Here is a 17,233-nt window from a genome sequence, read left to right as displayed (position 1 = left end):
CGGGGAAACGTACGGGGGAACACATCGGATCAGGCGGGCGCTCACCCTTCCAGGAGGTACGACGACGATGACGACCGATGAGAACCAGTACCGGACCGAGCACGACTCCATGGGCGAGGTACGGGTCCCCGCGCACGCCAAGTGGCGTGCCCAGACGCAGCGCGCGGTGGAGAACTTCCCCGTCTCGGGACAGCGGCTGGAACGCGCCCATATCGAGGCCCTGGCCCGGATCAAATCCGCCGCTGCCAAGGTCAACGCCGAGCTCGGTGTGATCGACAAGGACATCGCGGACGCCATTCAGGACGCCGCGGCCGAGGTAGTGGACGGCCGCTGGGACGAGCATTTCCCGGTGGATGTCTTCCAGACGGGTTCCGGCACCTCCTCGAACATGAACACCAACGAGGTGCTGGCCACGCTCGCCACCGAGCGTCTGGGCCGCGAGGTCCACCCGAACGACCATGTGAACGCCTCGCAGAGCTCCAACGACGTTTTCCCGTCGAGCATCCATATCGCCGCGACCGCCGCCGTCACCGGTGAGCTGATGCCGGCGCTGGACCATCTCGCCGCCGCCCTGGAGCGCAAGGCCGAGGAGTTCCGGGACGTCGTGAAGTCGGGCCGTACGCATCTGATGGACGCCACGCCCGTCACCCTGGGCCAGGAGTTCGGCGGCTACGCCGCACAGATCCGGTACGCGGGCGAACGGCTGACGGCCTCGCTCCCCCGGCTCGCCGAGCTGCCTCTCGGCGGTACGGCGGTGGGCACCGGCATCAACACGCCGCCCGGCTTCTCCGCGGCCGTCATCGCGGAGGTCGCGCGCGCGACCGGGCTGCCGCTGACGGAGGCCCGTAACCACTTCGAGGCGCAGGGCGCCCGCGACGGACTCGTGGAGACCTCGGGGCAGCTCCGTACGCTCGCCGTCTCCCTCACCAAGATCGCCAACGATCTGCGCTGGATGGCCTCGGGCCCGCGCACCGGACTGGCCGAAATCAGCCTCCCCGATCTCCAGCCCGGCTCCTCGATCATGCCCGGCAAGGTCAATCCGGTGATCCCGGAGGCCGTGCTGATGGTCGCCGCGCAGGTCACGGGCAATGACGCCACGGTCGCGACGGCCGGCGCCGCCGGGAACTTCGAGCTGAACGTGATGCTCCCCGTGATCGCCAAGAACCTCCTGGAGTCCGTACGGCTCCTCACGAACGTCTCCCGGCTGCTCGCGGACCGTACGGTCGACGGCATCACGGCCCATGCCGAGCGGGCCCGTGAGTACGCCGAGTCGTCGCCGTCCGTGGTCACCCCGCTGAACAAGTACCTCGGGTACGAGGAGGCCGCGAAGGTCGCCAAGCGCTCTCTCGCCGAGCACCTGACGATCCGCGAGACGGTTCTTGCGGGCGGCTATGTGGAGCGCGGGGATCTCACCCTGGAACAGCTCGACGAGGCGCTGGATGTGCTGCGGATGACGCGCCCGTGAATACGTGAGGTGTGCCGTGGCGCCCCGGACGCCACGCCCTTGGAGGCCGCGTGGACAGGTGGGGCGCCGTCGCGTGCCGATGGACGGCGCCCGGCGGCGTTGTCGTCGGTCCACGCCACCCCACCTGTCCGCGCGGCCTCTAAGATCTGCGCATGACAGCGACGGTGAGGGCGAAGAACGGGCAGCACTGGGCGCCCGGCACACAGATCCTGTGGCGGTACCGGGAGAACGCCGGGGACCGCGTGCACATCTGCCGTCCTGTCACGGTCGTGCAGGACACCGACGACCTGCTCGCGGCCTGGCTCGCGCCGGACACCCCGTGTGTGCGGCCGGCCCTCGCGGACGGCACCCCGGTCCACCGCGAGCCGCTGGCCACCCGCTACACCAAGCCGCGCACGGTGGTGCGCGACCGGTGGTACGGGATGGGCGTGCTGAAGCTGGCCAGACCGGGGGAGCCGTGGTCGGTGTGGCTGTGGTGGGAACGCGGCTGGCGGTTCCAGAACTGGTACGTGAACCTGGAGGAGCCGCGTGCGCGTTGGGCCGGGGGCGTCGACTCCGAGGACCATTTCCTCGACATCGATGTCTATCCGGACCGCAGTTGGCGCTGGCGCGACGAGGACGAGTTCGCGCAGGCGCAGCAGGATGGCCTGATGGCGCCGGAGCAGGCGCGCCGCGTCCGGGAGGCCGGGCGCGCGGCGGTCGAGGTGATCGACGCGTGGGGCGCCCCGTTCAGCGGCGGCTGGGAGCAATGGCGGCCCGAGCCGCACTGGCCGGTGCCCGAGCTGCCCGCGGACTGGGACCGTACGGCGGCGCGGCCGGCGCCCTGATCGTTCACGGAACATCCCTGCGGAGCCTTCCGAATGACCAGGCGTCAGAAACATCGCGGAAACCTGACGTTGTTAATTTTGCTCGATTATTCGGTTTACGGGGAGTTCTGCTGTGGCGTGGGACGAGTGGGAGCGGCTGAAGGCCGAGTCGGCCGAACGGAACACCACGCACATGAGACTCAACGGACTCGATGACGGCAACGGCGGCCGTGGCGGGGCCGGTACGGGCCCCGAGGGCGGTACGCAGGGCGATCTGCGGGTCAGCCAGAAGTCGCTGGCCGCCCTCGGCGACGCGGCCTTCCAGCTCTTCGGCCATCTGGAGAGAGACGGCAAACACGCCAAGGCCGCCAGTACCTCGGCCGCGACCGGGCTCAAGGCCGACTTCGATGTGGGCAGGGCGCTGGCGCATGTCGTCGACCGGTGGGAAACGCAGGTGCGCACCGTCCTGGACGCGTGCGCCCATATCTCCAACCACCTCGAATACTCCAACACGGCGCACCGCAAGGACGACGAGCACGCGCTCACCGCCATCAGCAAGATCTCCGAGCTGGACGCGGGATTCGACGACAGGGACCAGCGACGATGAATCCGGACGCGCTGCGGTTCGCCTCCTTCGCCCAGCTCGGTGAGGCCGTCACCGACTGGACCGCCATGATCGGCAAACTGGAGAAGCTGAAGACCGAGGCCGAGACGGGGCTGCGTCAGCGGGCCCAGAAAGCGGACTGGGCGGGGTACAACGCCACGGTCACCCGGGAGTTCATCACCAAGACGGCGCGCGAGTTCGCCGACGCCGTCACCCAGGCGACCTCCATCCGCAATATCCTCCAGGACACCCTCGCCGAGCTGATCGGCTACCAGGGGCAGCTCAAGGACGCCATCGCCCGGGGCGCGGCGAAGAACCTCACCGTCACGAGCACCGACGGCGGCTTCACCGTCACGATGAACATCCATCCCGACCGGGCCGCCAAGGGCACGGAGGTGCCCGAGCACACGCCCCAGGATGTGACAGACCTCCGGGACGAGGTCGAGCGCATACTCAAGGCGGCCACCACGAGCGACACCACCGCGGGGACGGTACTGCGCGCGCTGGTCGACGGGACCGACACCGGTTTCTCCGGTGGAAAGCCGTACAAGGACCGGGACCAGGCGGCCCAGAAGATCGCGGAGGCCGACAAGGCCGCGGAGATCTACGCCAAGGGATCCGACGCGACCAACACCGAGCTGGCCTCCTTGAACGGCTACCTCAAGAGAAACCAGAACGACCCGCTGTTCGCCGAGCGCTTCGCGAAGGATGTGGGCCCGAAGAAGATGGTCGAGCTCTACGCCAACTTCGCGGACGACTCGCAGTTCTATGTCAGCCCGCGTTCCCGGACCGGCCTGTCGCCCGAGCAGAAGGAGCGTATGAAGCTCCTGGGCGCGCTGGAGCAGGGCCTCGGCGGCACTCTGGCGACCGCCACGCGGTCCGACAGCGCGGACATGGACACCTGGAAGCGGCAGCTGCTCGCCGAGGGCCCCAAGGACATCAACGGGCCCGGGCAGAACCGGGTGTACGGCTACCAGGTCATGAGCAATCTGATGCGTTACGGGACGTACGACCAGAAGTTCCTGAACGACTACGGCACCGACCTCATGGCGTTCGAGAAGAAGAACACCACGGACGAGTACGGCGGCCTGCAGCGCCGGGTCAGCCGCGAGGACGTCCTGCCGTGGGACCGCTCGGGCTCCTACGAGCGGCTGCACTACGGAGACGACGACGACGGCGGCAGGGACCCGATGGTGGGCTTCATGGAGGCGCTGGGGCACAACTCCGAGGCCTCCACGGAGTTCCTCGACTCGGATGCCACCTTCGACTACCTCACCCAGGACCGCGACTGGATGCAGGACCAGGTGTCCGACAAGGCGAAGGGCATCGCGGGCCACGACGCGCTGGGCCACGCGCTGGAGTCGGCCACCAAGGGCTCGGCGTACGACGCGAACCCGCCGACGCTGCACCGGGACGCGGACACGGCGTCGGTCGCGGAGCGGGTCATCGAGCGGTACGGGCAGCCCGCCGAGGGGACGGACGAGAAGAGGACCCAGGAGAGCGGCTCCGCGCTGATGAAGAAGCAGGCGGGGATCGAGGACAGCCTGGCACGTATCGGCGCCGCCTACGTCGACGACCTCAACTGGGGCCTGGACGGCAGTGACGACGACCGGTCGATCTTCGCGGACCCAGAGAACGGGGGCGGGCGCACGGTGGAGGAGCGCGCGCGCTTCGACACGGGCGACACCAAGCGGTTCCTGGGCGTCCTTGGCCAGGATGGGGACGCGTACAAGGTCATGGGCAGCGCCCAGCAGATCTACACCACGTCATTGCTGGAGGCCAACCCTCCGGTCATCGAGCCCGATGGGGATGTCAACTCGGACCGGTCCAAGATGGCAATCTTTAGGGGCGCCGAGGTCCAGGGCGTTCTGGACCGGGCATGGGGCGACCAGCTCACGGCGGAAGGCGAGAAGAAGGAAGCGGATTACAACGCGTCCGTCGACGCACGGACCGAGCGGGACAAGGCAATCATCGGAGCGATCACGGGCACGGCCTTCTCCTTCGTCCCCGAGCCCGCGTCGGGTGCGGCCGCCGTCGTGGTGCCCATTGTGGCCGGTCAGGTCGAGGACCAGTTGACCAGCCAGATCGAGTCCAATCTGGACGCGTACGGAGAATCGCAGAAGCGCAATCTCGCCGATGTACGCCAGGGCGAGGTGAGCGCGATCTACAACGCCGGGTTCCAGGCGTCCTGGCAGCCCGCCGGCGCGGTTCTCTCAGGGAACACGTGGTCCGACAAGGAGTACGACAACCTCAAGGCGGCTTTTACGCTCGCGCAGACAACAGGGTACGACTCGGGGAGCCTGGGCCAACGGGTCGGCGGCAACCTACCGGTCACAGAGTGAGGCAAAAGAAGATGCGGATGAAGACCAAGGGCTTCCGCTCGCGGGCAGGACTCGCCCTACTGACCATCACCGCGGCAGGGACACTCGTCGGCTGCTCCGCGGACTCGTCCGAATCCAACACCGGGCCAGGACCGACAAATACCGCGGCTTCCCCCTCGATCAGGGCGGACGCGGCGTGCGACGGCTCCCTGCGGGGTGCAGGGGTATCCGCCCTGGAGCAGATCAGCGGTGCGGATGAATTCCAGCCGGGCCCCGACACCAATCAGCCCATAAAGCAACTCGCCGACGCACTGGTCACCGATCTGAAGAAGTATCCCGACAAAAGAGGGCCGGAACGCATGCTGTGCAGCGTCTCTCCGCAAGAGAGTGACCCGAGCGCGCGGGCTCTGTACATATTCTTCCAGTGGGGGCTGGACACTCCTTCCGTCGGCGGCAAGCCCACCCACAGTACGTTCGATATGACCTACTTCGACATCGCCAAGTTTGCTATGTCCGCCGACAACAGCACCTATTTGGGTTTCGCCTGCCCGTCCGCCTCCGGCCAGGACAGCCGTAACCGCCGCATCAACGCGGAGGCCGGCACCTGGGGCCTCAACGCGGAGACCCGGTCCGCCAAGCGCGAAGCCCAAGTCCGTATCCTCCACTCCGCCTCCGTCGCCCTGGCCAAGCAGCTCGGCTGCTTCAAAGAGAGCGGCCTCCCGGAGACACTGGGAGAACTTACCCCGCTGCCCCTTGAGAAGTGACTGGTTCCGGTTCGAGAACGCGCTCGGACGCATACGACGTCGTGAGATCCTTGATACGCCCCCAGGGTTGAAACGTAGGATCGTCCTCCGGAAGACCGGAGCGGGGCAACAGACTGGTACGGAAAGCCAACTGACCGTTGGTCACACCGCACCGGAGACCACACGTCACACTGTTCGCCCGCAACGACCGCACAACAACGACCGTGAGCCACTACGAGGGGGTGGAGCCGTGCGTAAGGGCTGCCGCCCTGTCGACGCCGCCTGCCGCGCGGTAGTTTCGCCAGTCGAAACGATCGCATCGCACCCCCGGCCCGGACGGACGGAATCCCACGCGTGACGGAGCATCCCCCCTCCCACGAAGGCCGGCAGCCCCTGGTTGCCCGGCCGCAGGAACGCACCAGGCCGCGGCAGGAGGCCGGTGCCTCCGCCGTGCCGCAGCCCGCGGTGCCGGCGCCGGCGCCGGACCCCGTCGCGACGGCGCGGCGCGAGGGCGACCGGCTGCGCTTCGTGGGGGCCGCGACCCGGCGGATCGCACGCGGCATAGACCTGGACGAGATCGTGCTCGGGCTGTGCCGGGCGACGGTACCGACGTTCTCCGACGCCATACTGGTCTATCTGCGCGATCCGCTGCCCGTCGGTGACGAGCGCCCGGTGTCGCCTTTCGTGCTGCGGCTGCGGCGTACGGACCGGCTGCGGCTGACCGACGACGACACTGAGGGCGGCGGTATCCCGCTCCAGATCAGCGACGGCCTGCGGCTGCCGATCCTCGACCCGCAGTCGGATGTGATGCCGGCGGCCGAGCTGTGCGAGGTGCGCTCCGGCGGCGCCCTCTCCGAGGTGCTGCGCGGCGTACGTCCGGTCTTCGGCGACTCGGCCGCGGCCCGCGCCGCACTGCCCGAACTGCTGGGCGCCGACCGCACCGTACCGTCCGGGCACCGCGCGATCCTCGCGCCGCTGCGCGGCCGTCGGCGGGTCATCGGTGCCGCGGTGTTCCTGCGCCGGCCGGACCGCGCCGCCTTCGAGCCGAACGACCTGCTGGTCGCGGCGCAGCTGGCGACCCATACGGCGCTGGGTATCGACAAGGCGGTGCTGTACGGCCGCGAGGCGTATATCGCCGATGAGCTCCAGCGCACGATGCTGCCGGAGAATCTGCCCCAGCCGACCGGCGTACGGCTGGCCTCCCGCTATCTGCCGGCCGCCGAGACCGCGCGGGTCGGCGGCGACTGGTACGACGCGATCCCGCTGCCCGGCAGCCGGGTCGCGCTGGTCGTCGGCGATGTCATGGGCCACTCCATGACCTCAGCGGCGATCATGGGCCAGCTGCGGACGACCGCGCAGACCCTCGCCGGTCTCGATCTGCCGCCGCAGGAAGTGCTGCACCATCTGGACGAGCAGGCCCAGCGGCTGGGCACGGACCGGATGGCGACCTGCCTCTACGCGGTGTACGACCCGGTCTCGCACCGGATCACCATCGCCAACGCCGGTCATCCGCCGCCCATACTGCTGCATCTGGGCGGCCGGGCGGAGGTGCTACGGGTGCCGCCCGGAGCGCCGATCGGGGTCGGCGGGGTGGACTTCGAGGCCGTCGAGCTGGACGCGCCCGCCGGAGCGACCCTGCTCCTCTACACGGACGGGCTCGTCGAGTCCCGGCTGCGTGACGTGTGGACGGGGATCGAGCAGCTGCGGGAACGGCTCGCGGCCACCGCGCAGCTGACCGGGCCCGACCATTCGCCGCCGCTGGAGGCGCTGTGCGACGACGTCCTCGATGTGCTGGGCCCCGGCGACCGGGACGATGACATCGCGCTGCTCGCGGCCCGTTTCGACGGGATCGCGCCCAGTGATGTCGCGTACTGGTTCCTGGAACCGGAGGACGCGGCTCCAGGCCGGGCGAGGCGACTGGCCCGGCGGGCGCTGGCCCGCTGGGGCCTGGAGGAGCTGAGCGACTCGGTCGAGCTGCTGATCAGCGAGGTCGTGACCAACGCCGTGCGGTACGCGGAGCGCCCGGTGACGCTGCGGCTGCTCCGTACGGACGTACTGCGCTGCGAGGTCGGGGACGATTCGCCGCAGCTGCCCCGGCAGCGGCGGGCCCGTGACACCGATGAGGGCGGCCGGGGATTGTTCCTGGTCAACCGGCTGGCGCGACGCTGGGGAGCGACCCGACTGTCCACCGGAAAGGTGGTCTGGTTCGAGATCCCCACACGGGCCTAGGCCCCGTCCTGGCATCACGCAGGGCAAACCCGGCGAAATCTACCGAAACGTACATGTTGCCGACGAGGTGTCGTAGAGGTTAGCTGGGGCAGGCGGCCGTAGTGACCGCTGTCCCAGCCCGGGACAGGGCCTGTGATCACTCGCTGGTCCCCTGGTCCTCTCCTCTCCCGGGCTTCTCTATCGACGGGAGGCCGCTCGTGTCCGGGTCAACCCCCAAGACTCCCTACACGACCAACAACGCCGGCATTCCGGTGGAGAGCGACGAGCACTCGCTGTCCATCAGCCCCGACGGCCCCATCCTGATGCAGGACCACTACCTCATCGAGAAAATGGCCCAGTTCAACCGGGAACGGGTCCCCGAGCGGGTGGTTCACGCGAAGGGCGCGGGTGCCTACGGATTCTTCGAAGTGACCAATGACGTCAGCCAGTTCACCAAGGCCGACCTCTTCCAGCCGGGCAGGCGCACCGACATGCTGGCCCGGTTCTCCACGGTCGCGGGCGAGCTCGGCTCGCCCGACACCTGGCGCGACCCCCGTGGCTTCGCACTGAAGTTCTACACCGAACACGGCAATTACGACATGGTCGGCAACAACACGCCGGTCTTCTTCGTACGCGACCCCATGAAGTTCCAGGACTTCATCCGCTCCCAGAAGCGCCACCCGGCGACCGGGCTGCGCAACAACGACATGCAGTGGGACTTCTGGACGCTCTCCCCCGAGTCCGCGCACATGGTCACCTGGCTGATGGGCGACCGGGGCATCCCGAAGTCCTTCCGGCACATGAACGGCTACAGCTCGCACACCTATATGTGGGTGAACGGCGCCGGTGAGCGGTTCTGGGTGAAGTACCACTTCAAGACCGATCAGAGCATCGGCTGTCTCACCCAGGCCGACGCCGACGAGATGGCGGGCTCGGACGGCGACCACCACCGCCGTGATCTGTACGAGTCGATCGAGTCCGGGAACGCGCCGACCTGGAGCCTGAAGGTCCAGATCATGCCGTTCGAGGACGCGGCCGACTACCGCTTCAATCCGTTCGATCTGACGAAGGTGTGGCCGCACGGCGACTACCCCCTGATCGATGTCGGCCGGATGACCCTCAACAAGAATCCGGACAACTTCTTCATCCATATCGAGCAGGCCGCTTTCGAGCCCTCGAACCTGGTGCCGGGCATCGGCCCGTCCCCGGACAAGATGCTGCTCGGCCGGCTCTTCTCGTACCCGGACACCCACCGCTACCGGATCGGCCCGAACTACGCCCAGCTGCCGCCCAACCGGGCGCGCTCGCAGGTGAATTCGTACGCCAAGGACGGTCCGATGCGGTACGAGGCGGCGAACGCGGCGAGGCCGTACGCGCCGAACTCGTACGGCGGCCCCGCGGCCGATGTGGACCGGTTCGGCGACCCGGCGGGCTGGGCGGCGGCCGGTGAGATGGTGCGCGAGGCGTACAAGCTGCACCGCGAGGACGACGACTGGGGCCAGGCGGGCACCCAGGTCCGTCAGGTGCTGGACGACGCGGCGCGCGACCGGCTGGTGTCGAATGTCTCCGGGCATCTGGCGCAGGGGGTGTCCCGGCCTGTCCTGGACCGGGCGCTCCAGTACTGGCGCAATATCGACAAGGTGATCGGCGACCGGATCGCCAAGAACGCGAACGGCGGCTGACGTACGACGCGGTCGCCGGACGGGCGGTCGCCGGACGCGCTGATCACAGCGCGTCCGGCGATCGCGTTACAGGCCACCCAGCGCCGACCCGCTGCCGGGGCCGTTGCCAGAGCCGTGGCCGTTGCCGTTGCCGTTTCCGGGGCCGTTGGGGCCGCCCCCGCCCGGCGGCGCACCGCTCGACTCACTGGGCCCCGGGCCGCTCGGGTCGCCTCCGCCGGGCTCCGTGCTCGGTGAGCTCTCTCCCGGTGACTCGGAGGGGGGCGGGCTCACGGACGAGCCGGACGGGTCGGGCTCCGGCGACTGAGAGTGCGAGGGGTCCGTGGACGGGGGCGGTTCCGGGCTGTTCGACACCGGCGGTGGCGGCGGCGTCTCCCGCTCGGGCGCCGGGATGTTCAGGTCGAACGTGGCGTCGGAGCCGCCGTTCAGCGCGTCGAGGGTGTAGTCGGCCCAGATCCGGGCGGGGAAGCCGCCGCCGTTGGCCCGGCCGGAGTTGGCCGTGCCGGTCAGGCTGACCTGCCCGCCCCCCTCCTTGGTGGACTCGCCGAACAGCGCGACGGCCGTGGTGAGCTGCGGGGTGTAGCCGGCGAACCACGCGGACCAGTTGTTCTCCGAGGTACCGGTCTTGCCCGCCGCGTCATAGGCGGAGGTGCTGGCCTCGAAGCCCGAGCCGTTGTCGACGACGCCCTGGAGTACCCGGGTGACGGTGTCGGCCGTCTCCCGGCTGACCACCTGCTCCCCGACCGGGTCGGGGAGGTCGACCGTACGGTCCTTGTGCTCGGCGGACTTCACGATCGTCGGCGTGATCTTCCTGCCGTGGTTGTCGAGCGTCGCGTACACCCCCGCCATGTCCCAGGTGGAGGCGTTCATCGTGCCGAGGGTGATCGCGGGCCGTTCGGGGAAGCCCTTGTCCCGCATCCCGAGGTCCAGGGCGGTCTTCTTGACCACGGGCGGGCCGACGTCCACGACCATCTGCGCGAAGACGGCGTTGATGGACTTGTTCATCGCGGTCTGGACGCTGACCCGGCCGTAGTCACGGTCGTCCTCGTTCTGCGGGGCGTACGGGGTGTCGCTGCCCTCGACCGGCCGCGCGCTGGTGCCGTCGTACCTCGTGTTGACGCCGATCTTGCGGCCGTCCTGGGTCTCGGAGCCGTTCTCCAGCGCGGAGGCGAGCACGACGGGCTTGAAGGTCGAGGCGGGCTGGTAGTCGGTGCGGGTGGCGTTGGATATCCAGTGCTGCGTGGCGCCCGTACCGCCGTAGAGCGCGACCACCCGGCCGGTCTTCGGATCGACGGAGGTGGCGCCGGCCTGCACTGTCGCGTCCGTCTTGTTGTTCTTGCGGTCGAGCTTGCTCTCCAGCTGCTTGTCGACGGACTGGACGAGCTCCTGCTGCCGCTTCTTGTCGATATTGAGGGTGATCGTCCAGCCGCCCTTGGCGATCTCCGCCTTGTCGACGCCCTGGCGGGCCAGTTCGTCATTCGCGGCCTCGACGAGATAGCCGGCCTGGCCCTCCATCCCGGGGGCGGCCTTCGGCGGCCCCGGCACCGGGAACTTCAGCCCCGAGCGGGTGGCGGAATCCAGCCAGTTCTGCTCGACCATGTTGTCGAGGACATAGTTCCAGCGTTCGGTGACCAGCTTCTTGCCGGTGGCGGTGGCCACCGCCCAGTCGTACTGGCTGGGGGCCTGGAGCAGCGCGGCGAGATACGCGCCCTGGGAGACGTTCAGCGCGGAGGCGTCGATCCCGTAGTACGCCTGGGCCGCGGCCTGGATGCCGTACGCGCCGCGGCCGTAGTAGCTGGTGTTGATGTACCCGGCGAGGATGTCGTTCTTGCTCGTGTTCCGGTCCACCTTCAGGGAGATCACCAGCTCCTTGAGCTTGCGGGTGATCGTCTGGTCCTGATTGAGGTAGTAGTTCTTGACGTACTGCTGGGTGATGGTCGAGCCACCCTGCTTACCCTTGCCGGAGAGGGTGTTGATCAGGCCGCGGGTCGTGCCTTTGATGTCGACGCCGGAGTCCTGGTAGAAGGACTTGTTCTCGGCCGCGACGAAGGTGCGCTGGACGTCCTTGGGGATCTTCTCCAGGCCGACGATCTCGCGGTTGATCTCGCCGGTGCGGGTGAGGATCGTGCCGTCGCTGTACTTGTAGATGTTGCTCTGCATCTCGGCCTGCGCGTTGGCGCTCGGCACGGGGACCAGCAGATAGAGCACGAACAGCCCGCCCATGGCGAGCAGACAGAGCCCGAAGAACGTACCGAGCAGTCTTTTCAGCGTGAAGAAGCGGCGTATGCCGCCCGGTTTCGCGGCGCGGCGCGTTCCACGCCGGCTCGCCCGTCTGGCTTCCGCTCGGCCCATCGCCGTCTCGCTCCGCTCTCTTGTCCGCTCCGTCAGGACTCGTCCGTAGCTGCTCACCCACCGGAATCAGCTCAGAAAGCTAACACCGCTCCCTGTGACAAAGGGCAACCGATCAGGTCTTTTGGGACGTGACAATCAGCACCTATCCCACCTGAATCGACTCACGGGAGCGCCGGATGGTTGCGACAGGGCATAATGTGTAATCACAATGCTAGCTACCGCCCATCGGCGGAAGTGAATCGGAAACGGGGATGGATCATGGCCTCCACCAGCACCGCCGTCAGCACACCCGCGTCGGATGACATACCCGAGATGCCCGCACCACGGGTCCGGGAAAATCCCGCCCACAGCATCGGCGGCGGGCTGGCCCTGCTGCTCGGACTCCTCGGTCTCTTCGCCGGCACCGGTCTGGTGGTCCTGGGCACAACGGTCGGCTCGGCCGGACTGAAGGCGACGCTGATCGTGATCGGCGTACTCGTCGGGATCGCCGCGTTCTTCGCGATGTGCGGGCTGAACATGGTGGCGCCGGGCGAGGCCCGGGTCGTCCAGCTCTTCGGGCGTTATCGCGGCACGATCCGTACCGACGGACTGCGCTGGGTGAACCCGCTCACCTCCCGCACCAAGATCTCGACGCGGGTACGGAACCACGAGACGGCCGTCCTCAAGGTCAATGACGCCTACGGCAATCCGATCGAGCTGGCCGCGGTCGTGGTCTGGAAGGTCGAGGACACCGCGCAGGCGATGTTCGAGGTGGACGACTTCCTGGAGTTCGTCTCCACGCAGACCGAGGCCGCCGTACGGCATATCGCCATCGAGTACCCGTACGACGCCCACGAGGAGACCGGTCTCTCGCTGCGCGGCAACGCCGAGGAGATCACCGAGAAGCTCGCCGTCGAGCTGCACGCGCGGGTGGAGGCGGCCGGTGTCCACATCATCGAGTCCCGCTTCACGCATCTCGCCTACGCGCCCGAGATCGCCTCGGCGATGCTCCAGCGCCAGCAGGCGGGCGCCGTCGTCGCGGCCCGCCGGCTGATCGTGGACGGCGCGGTCGGCATGGTCGAGGCGGCACTCACCCGCCTCACCGAGCAGGACATCGTGGAGCTGGACTCCGAGCGCAAGGCCGCGATGGTGAGCAATCTGCTCGTCGTGCTCTGCGGGGACCGGGCCGCCCAGCCGGTCGTGAACACTGGCACGCTCTACCAGTGACCGAACGCAAGCAGGTTCTCCTGCGACTGGACCCGGCGGTGTACGACGCCCTCGCACGGTGGGCGTCCGACGAACTGCGCAGCGCCAACGCGCAGATCGAGTTCCTGCTCCGCCGGGCCCTGGGCGAGGCGGGCCGGCTCCCCACCAACGCGGCACCGATCCCACGCCGCGGCCGGCCACCGAAGCCGACGGAGCCGGGGCCGGGGCCGGGGCCGCCCGATGGGGAGCCGGAGGACGAAACACCGGGCGGGCAGTCCACCGGGCGGACTGCTTAAGCGTCATGCCCCGGCCAAGGCGCCGATCTTTAGCGCCCATGTGGGCCTCTTGTCACCGAGCCGGGCAGACATACTCCCTGCGCTCACGGTGCGGACTGCAAGCGATCAGGTTGACGGACAGGAACCGGCCGCCGGTCGCCCACCAGCCACCGACGATGTCCGCGCGGGCCGCCAGGCGCCGGGCGATCTCGTCGGGAGCGGCAAGGGGGGCGTAGCTGCCGGTGAACGTCTCGGCGTGTCGTGCCAGTTGTTCCACGTACCAGTCCGCCGCCTCTTGGGGTTCGGTGAACGTCGCGTCGATCCGGGACGCGCTCTTGAGCAGCCAGTCCGCGCTTTCCAGCGGCATTACCTGCGCCGACGCGAACTCGGGATGTCCAGGGCGCCGATGCGCGTCACCCGGCTTGACCAGTACGTCGCCGTGACCGAGCCATACGTACGCGTGGTGGTGCGGCATCATTTTTCGCCTCCGCCAGGAGTGGGCGGCCCCGCCCGGAGAAGGGGCCGCCGGGTTGAGGATGTGCTGTTAACTGCGACCGCAGCCGTCGCCATCGCCACAGCCGCCGGAAGGATTGCCCCCCTGTCCGTCGTCGTCGCTGCTGCTTCCGCTGCTGCCGCCGTTGTCCTCTCCGCCGTACTTGACCAGGTCGATGAGGTGTCGCATGGTGACCTCCTGTGCCGTGTCGGCATCCGGTCCGTCCGGACGGCCCGACTGGTGCAGTGCTGGGCCCTGGTGGCCCGAACCCGTTCCGGCCGGCCTTTCCTTCGCCGGGAGTCCGGCCGGAAACGGGGGTCTATAGGGCGAACTGATCGCCGGCGATCGTCAGAACGAACACGAGAAGCGCGGACAGCGCGATGACGAGAACCATCAGCGGAGGCCGGTGACGTCTCGTCACCAACGGGTTCGTACGCCGGTGGCGCCCACGAGCGCTCTTCCGGCCGCGGCGGACCGCCGTATGTACGTATCGATGGCGTCCCGGCTCGCGCCCAGCGGCATGGAATCGAGTCCGAGGGTGATGCATGCGAGTCCGCCCCGGGTCAGGTGGGCGCGCCAGCGAGGGCCGGGGTCCGGGAGGCGCAGGAGGCAGTCGGGGTGTCCGTAGTCGAGAGCGGTGATCGGGCCCCGGATCAGCAGGCGTTCACCGACGTACGGCACTCTCTCGACGACGCGCCGCAGCCCCATCACGGCGGCAATGCTCCGCAATCCCTCCTCGACACTCCCCGTCGTCTCACCGGGGCGACGCGGCGGTGGATGTCCGAGCAGCAACCACGCCACCGGGCCCGCCGGTGTGACGTCGAGCCATGTCGAGACGACGCACCCCGCGACGAACCCTGAGCCGGGGACCACGGCGCGGACGGCGAGCGGATGCGTCACCCTGCTACCTCGGCCCATACGGTCTTGCCGAACGGCTGGTCGACCACACCCCAGCACTCCGCCAGCGCCTCAACGATGAACAGCCCACGCCCACGGTCGCGTTCATGTGAAGCGGGCTTGAAGGACGGCCGCCGCCGTACGGGGTCCCGCACCTCGATACGGACACGGGCGGCCGTGCCGCTCAGGCCAACGAGCAGGGAGTCGCCGGGCTCAGTCCCGTACCGAACGGCGTTGGTGACCAGCTCCGAGACCACCAGTTCGACATCGGCCGTGTGGTCGGGTGCCAAATCCGGCAGGTGGCACGCGACGAACTCGCGTACGTACGCACGAGCGGCCCGGACAGACTCCGGGGCTCCAACGAGCATGAGCTGGGGCGGAGGCCCCGCCGGTGGCCGAAAACCGGTTTTTTCGCACTTCTTCGGGAGCATGGTCACCATGCGATTCCCCTCGTAGACACGTTCTGTACAAGTGCCGCACCGGGCATGACCAGGGCACGCGCACGCCCCATGCCGTCTTCCAGGACAAGGGCAGCCTCCCGCTGTCCCAGGACTGCGAACACAACTCAAAACCTTGCCGCACAGTCCCAGGACTGTCAACAGTCCTGGGACTGTGTTTGACTTGCCAAGGCGAAAGGAGTTCCTACATGGCACCAAAGTGGCGAGAGCTGGCGGACCGACTGGCCGACCGCATCAAGAGCGGCGACCCCGAGTACGCGCCAGGTCAGCAACTGCCCCACATTCGGGAGATGGTTGAGGCCGGAGAGGGCTCCAAGTCCACGGTTCATGCGGCCTACAAGGCTCTGGAGGCAGAGGGGCTTGTCACGTCGTCACGCGGACACGGAACCGTGGTGCGGCAACAGACACCGCTCAAGCGACTCGGCACCGGCCGGTACGACAAGGCCAAATGGCGCGACGGCGACGAGGTGGCGTTTATCGCCGACCGGGTGAGTTCAGGCCGCAGGTACCGGCGTGGGGAGCAGACCCAGACCGTCACCCTCGGCGAGGCCCCGCCTGAGGCTACTGCCGCGCATGGACTGCCAGCGGGGTCGGAGCTCTACGCCCGAGCGCGTCTTGTGAAAGAGGGCGAACAACCAACCCATACCCTGACCAGCTACTACCGGCCGGAGCATGTCGAAGGGACGCGCCTGATCGACCCGACCCCGGGACCAGCTGGCCGGGGTGGCGGGTTCCGGGTGCTGTACGACGCGGGTTACGAGATCGACCACATGAAGGAAGAACTGTTCGCTCGCACCCCCACGCCGGAGGAAGTAAAGTTGCTCCGGCTGCCGATCGGTGAGGCGGTTGTCGAGTTGCACAGGACCACGTACACGGCAGATGGCACAGTGGTTGAGTTCGCCATTGGGGTACACGCCGCGTCTCGCTTCACATGGGAATACCGATTCGAGGTTCCCGACTCGGCGAAGGACGGAAAGGCACCGCGGTGATCTCGGAACAGGCATGGGCGGACGCCGGGCGGCTGTGGGAGTTCCACAGGATGCGTCACGAGCCCCGGCCGTGCTCGGTCGCTGTTGGCTTGGGGAGCCATGACCTGGGGGTGGCCGACACGTCGGCGGAGCTGTACCGGAGCGGGATGATGCCGCTCATCGTCTTCACCGGAGCGACCAGTCGTACGACGCGCGACCTCATGCCCCGAGGTGAAGCGGTCCACTACCGGGAACGGGCCCTCGCGCTCGGCGTTCCCGAGCACGCCGTACTCGTGGAGCCCCTCGCCCGTAACACCGGCGAGAACATCCGCTTTTCGCGAGCACTGCTCGAAGAGGGCGGCATCGACGTCTCGTCCGTGCTGCTGATCAGCAAGCCGTACGAGGAACGGCGCGCATACGCCACGGCGCGCAAACTCTGGCCCGGCGTCGACATCGTCAGCGCGTCCGTCCCGATGACCTTCAAGACGTACACGGACACCATCGGCGACCCGCACCGCGTCATCGACATGCTGGTGGGTGCCCTGCAACGGCTCCTGATCTACCCCGCACACGGATTCATGATCCGACAATCCGTCCCCGCCGACGTCACCGCCGCATACGAACGGCTGTGCCGCCAAGGATTCACGAGCCGCCTCGTGAAGGAGGACACGAACACCAGCACCTGACCTTCACCCCGCGTTCCCGCGAAGAAGTCGGTGCGATCGTCGCCCGCTCCATCGCGTCGGCCGCGGCCCCGCGTCCGCTGCGGCCTCGCGTCG

16 protein-coding genes are annotated in these 17,233 nt (G+C 68.4%); 11 read left to right on the top strand and 5 right to left on the bottom strand.

Annotated elements, in window-relative coordinates:
* The first annotated feature begins 67 nt into the window (after positions 1-67).
* The 7 genes from ACFRMN_RS18475 to ACFRMN_RS18445 all read left to right on the top strand — a co-directional run bounded on the left by ACFRMN_RS18475 (position 68) and on the right by ACFRMN_RS18445 (position 9,829).
* Entirely contained in the window at positions 68-1,465 is a 1,398-nt protein-coding gene (locus ACFRMN_RS18475) for a class II fumarate hydratase (RefSeq protein WP_383020479.1), read from the top strand.
* A 152-nt stretch (positions 1,466-1,617) separates the two neighbouring features.
* Complete coding sequence (locus ACFRMN_RS18470; protein WP_383020477.1) at positions 1,618-2,292, top strand: DUF402 domain-containing protein; 675 nt, start codon at positions 1,618-1,620, stop codon at positions 2,290-2,292.
* A gap of 112 nt (positions 2,293-2,404) precedes the next feature.
* Complete coding sequence (locus tag ACFRMN_RS18465) at positions 2,405-2,878, top strand: hypothetical protein (RefSeq protein WP_383020474.1); 474 nt, start codon at positions 2,405-2,407, stop codon at positions 2,876-2,878.
* Positions 2,875-5,217: a hypothetical protein gene (locus ACFRMN_RS18460; RefSeq protein WP_383020470.1), complete on the top strand. Its 2,343-nt coding sequence runs from the start codon at positions 2,875-2,877 to the stop codon at positions 5,215-5,217. The genes ACFRMN_RS18465 and ACFRMN_RS18460 overlap by 4 nt, the downstream gene beginning before the upstream one ends.
* 17 nt (positions 5,218-5,234) lie before the next feature.
* Positions 5,235-5,960 carry a hypothetical protein gene (locus ACFRMN_RS18455; RefSeq protein ID WP_383020467.1) on the top strand — a complete coding sequence of 242 codons (726 nt, stop codon included), beginning with the start codon at positions 5,235-5,237 and terminating at the stop codon, positions 5,958-5,960.
* 333 nt (positions 5,961-6,293) lie between these two features.
* On the top strand, positions 6,294-8,168 hold the full coding sequence (locus ACFRMN_RS18450; protein ID WP_383020464.1) for a SpoIIE family protein phosphatase: 1,875 nt from the start codon (positions 6,294-6,296) through the stop codon (positions 8,166-8,168).
* 197 nt (positions 8,169-8,365) lie between these two features.
* Complete coding sequence (locus ACFRMN_RS18445; RefSeq protein ID WP_383020461.1) at positions 8,366-9,829, top strand: catalase; 1,464 nt, start codon at positions 8,366-8,368, stop codon at positions 9,827-9,829.
* 66 nt (positions 9,830-9,895) lie between these two features.
* Here the strand turns inward: ACFRMN_RS18445 and ACFRMN_RS18440 are convergent, their stop codons facing one another.
* Entirely contained in the window at positions 9,896-12,178 is a 2,283-nt protein-coding gene (locus ACFRMN_RS18440; protein ID WP_383020459.1) for a transglycosylase domain-containing protein, read from the bottom strand.
* Positions 12,179-12,436: 258 nt separating this feature from the next.
* Here ACFRMN_RS18440 and ACFRMN_RS18435 point away from each other — a divergent pair, with 258 nt between their 5' ends.
* Together ACFRMN_RS18435 and ACFRMN_RS18430 are read left to right on the top strand one after the other, a co-directional pair.
* Positions 12,437-13,384, top strand: coding sequence for an SPFH domain-containing protein (locus tag ACFRMN_RS18435; RefSeq protein ID WP_383020456.1), 948 nt, complete (start codon positions 12,437-12,439; stop codon positions 13,382-13,384).
* A complete protein-coding gene (locus tag ACFRMN_RS18430; protein WP_383020598.1) occupies positions 13,330-13,659 on the top strand; it encodes a hypothetical protein in 330 nt (109 codons plus the stop codon). Before ACFRMN_RS18435 ends, ACFRMN_RS18430 begins: the two co-directional genes overlap by 55 nt.
* Before the next feature lie 52 nt (positions 13,660-13,711).
* On the opposite strand, the gene ACFRMN_RS18425 is transcribed toward ACFRMN_RS18430, so the two are convergent.
* From ACFRMN_RS18425 to ACFRMN_RS18410, 4 genes are all read right to left on the bottom strand, one after another.
* Positions 13,712-14,116, bottom strand: a complete 405-nt coding sequence (locus ACFRMN_RS18425; protein WP_383020453.1) for a hypothetical protein — start codon at positions 14,114-14,116, stop codon at positions 13,712-13,714.
* Positions 14,117-14,182: 66 nt separating this feature from the next.
* Complete coding sequence (locus ACFRMN_RS18420) at positions 14,183-14,320, bottom strand: hypothetical protein (RefSeq protein WP_383020450.1); 138 nt, start codon at positions 14,318-14,320, stop codon at positions 14,183-14,185.
* A gap of 228 nt (positions 14,321-14,548) precedes the next feature.
* On the bottom strand, positions 14,549-15,031 hold the full coding sequence (locus ACFRMN_RS18415) for a hypothetical protein (RefSeq protein WP_383020448.1): 483 nt from the start codon (positions 15,029-15,031) through the stop codon (positions 14,549-14,551).
* Positions 15,028-15,396 (bottom strand): ATP-binding protein, encoded by a 369-nt coding sequence (locus ACFRMN_RS18410; RefSeq protein ID WP_383020445.1) that lies wholly within the window; start codon positions 15,394-15,396, stop codon positions 15,028-15,030. The genes ACFRMN_RS18415 and ACFRMN_RS18410 overlap by 4 nt, the downstream gene beginning before the upstream one ends.
* Before the next feature lie 278 nt (positions 15,397-15,674).
* Here ACFRMN_RS18410 and ACFRMN_RS18405 point away from each other — a divergent pair, with 278 nt between their 5' ends.
* Positions 15,675-16,475: a GntR family transcriptional regulator gene (locus ACFRMN_RS18405; protein WP_383020442.1), complete on the top strand. Its 801-nt coding sequence runs from the start codon at positions 15,675-15,677 to the stop codon at positions 16,473-16,475.
* Positions 16,472-17,140: a YdcF family protein gene (locus ACFRMN_RS18400; RefSeq protein WP_383020440.1), complete on the top strand. Its 669-nt coding sequence runs from the start codon at positions 16,472-16,474 to the stop codon at positions 17,138-17,140. Before ACFRMN_RS18405 ends, ACFRMN_RS18400 begins: the two co-directional genes overlap by 4 nt.
* The last annotated feature ends 93 nt before the right edge of the window (positions 17,141-17,233 follow it).

It is taken from the genome of Streptomyces sp. NPDC056835, from assembly GCF_042789485.1.
In the GTDB taxonomy this organism is placed as follows: domain Bacteria; phylum Actinomycetota; class Actinomycetes; order Streptomycetales; family Streptomycetaceae; genus Streptomyces.
Note: the sequence above shows the minus strand (reverse complement) of the source record. Positions and strands in the feature narration are given on the sequence as shown.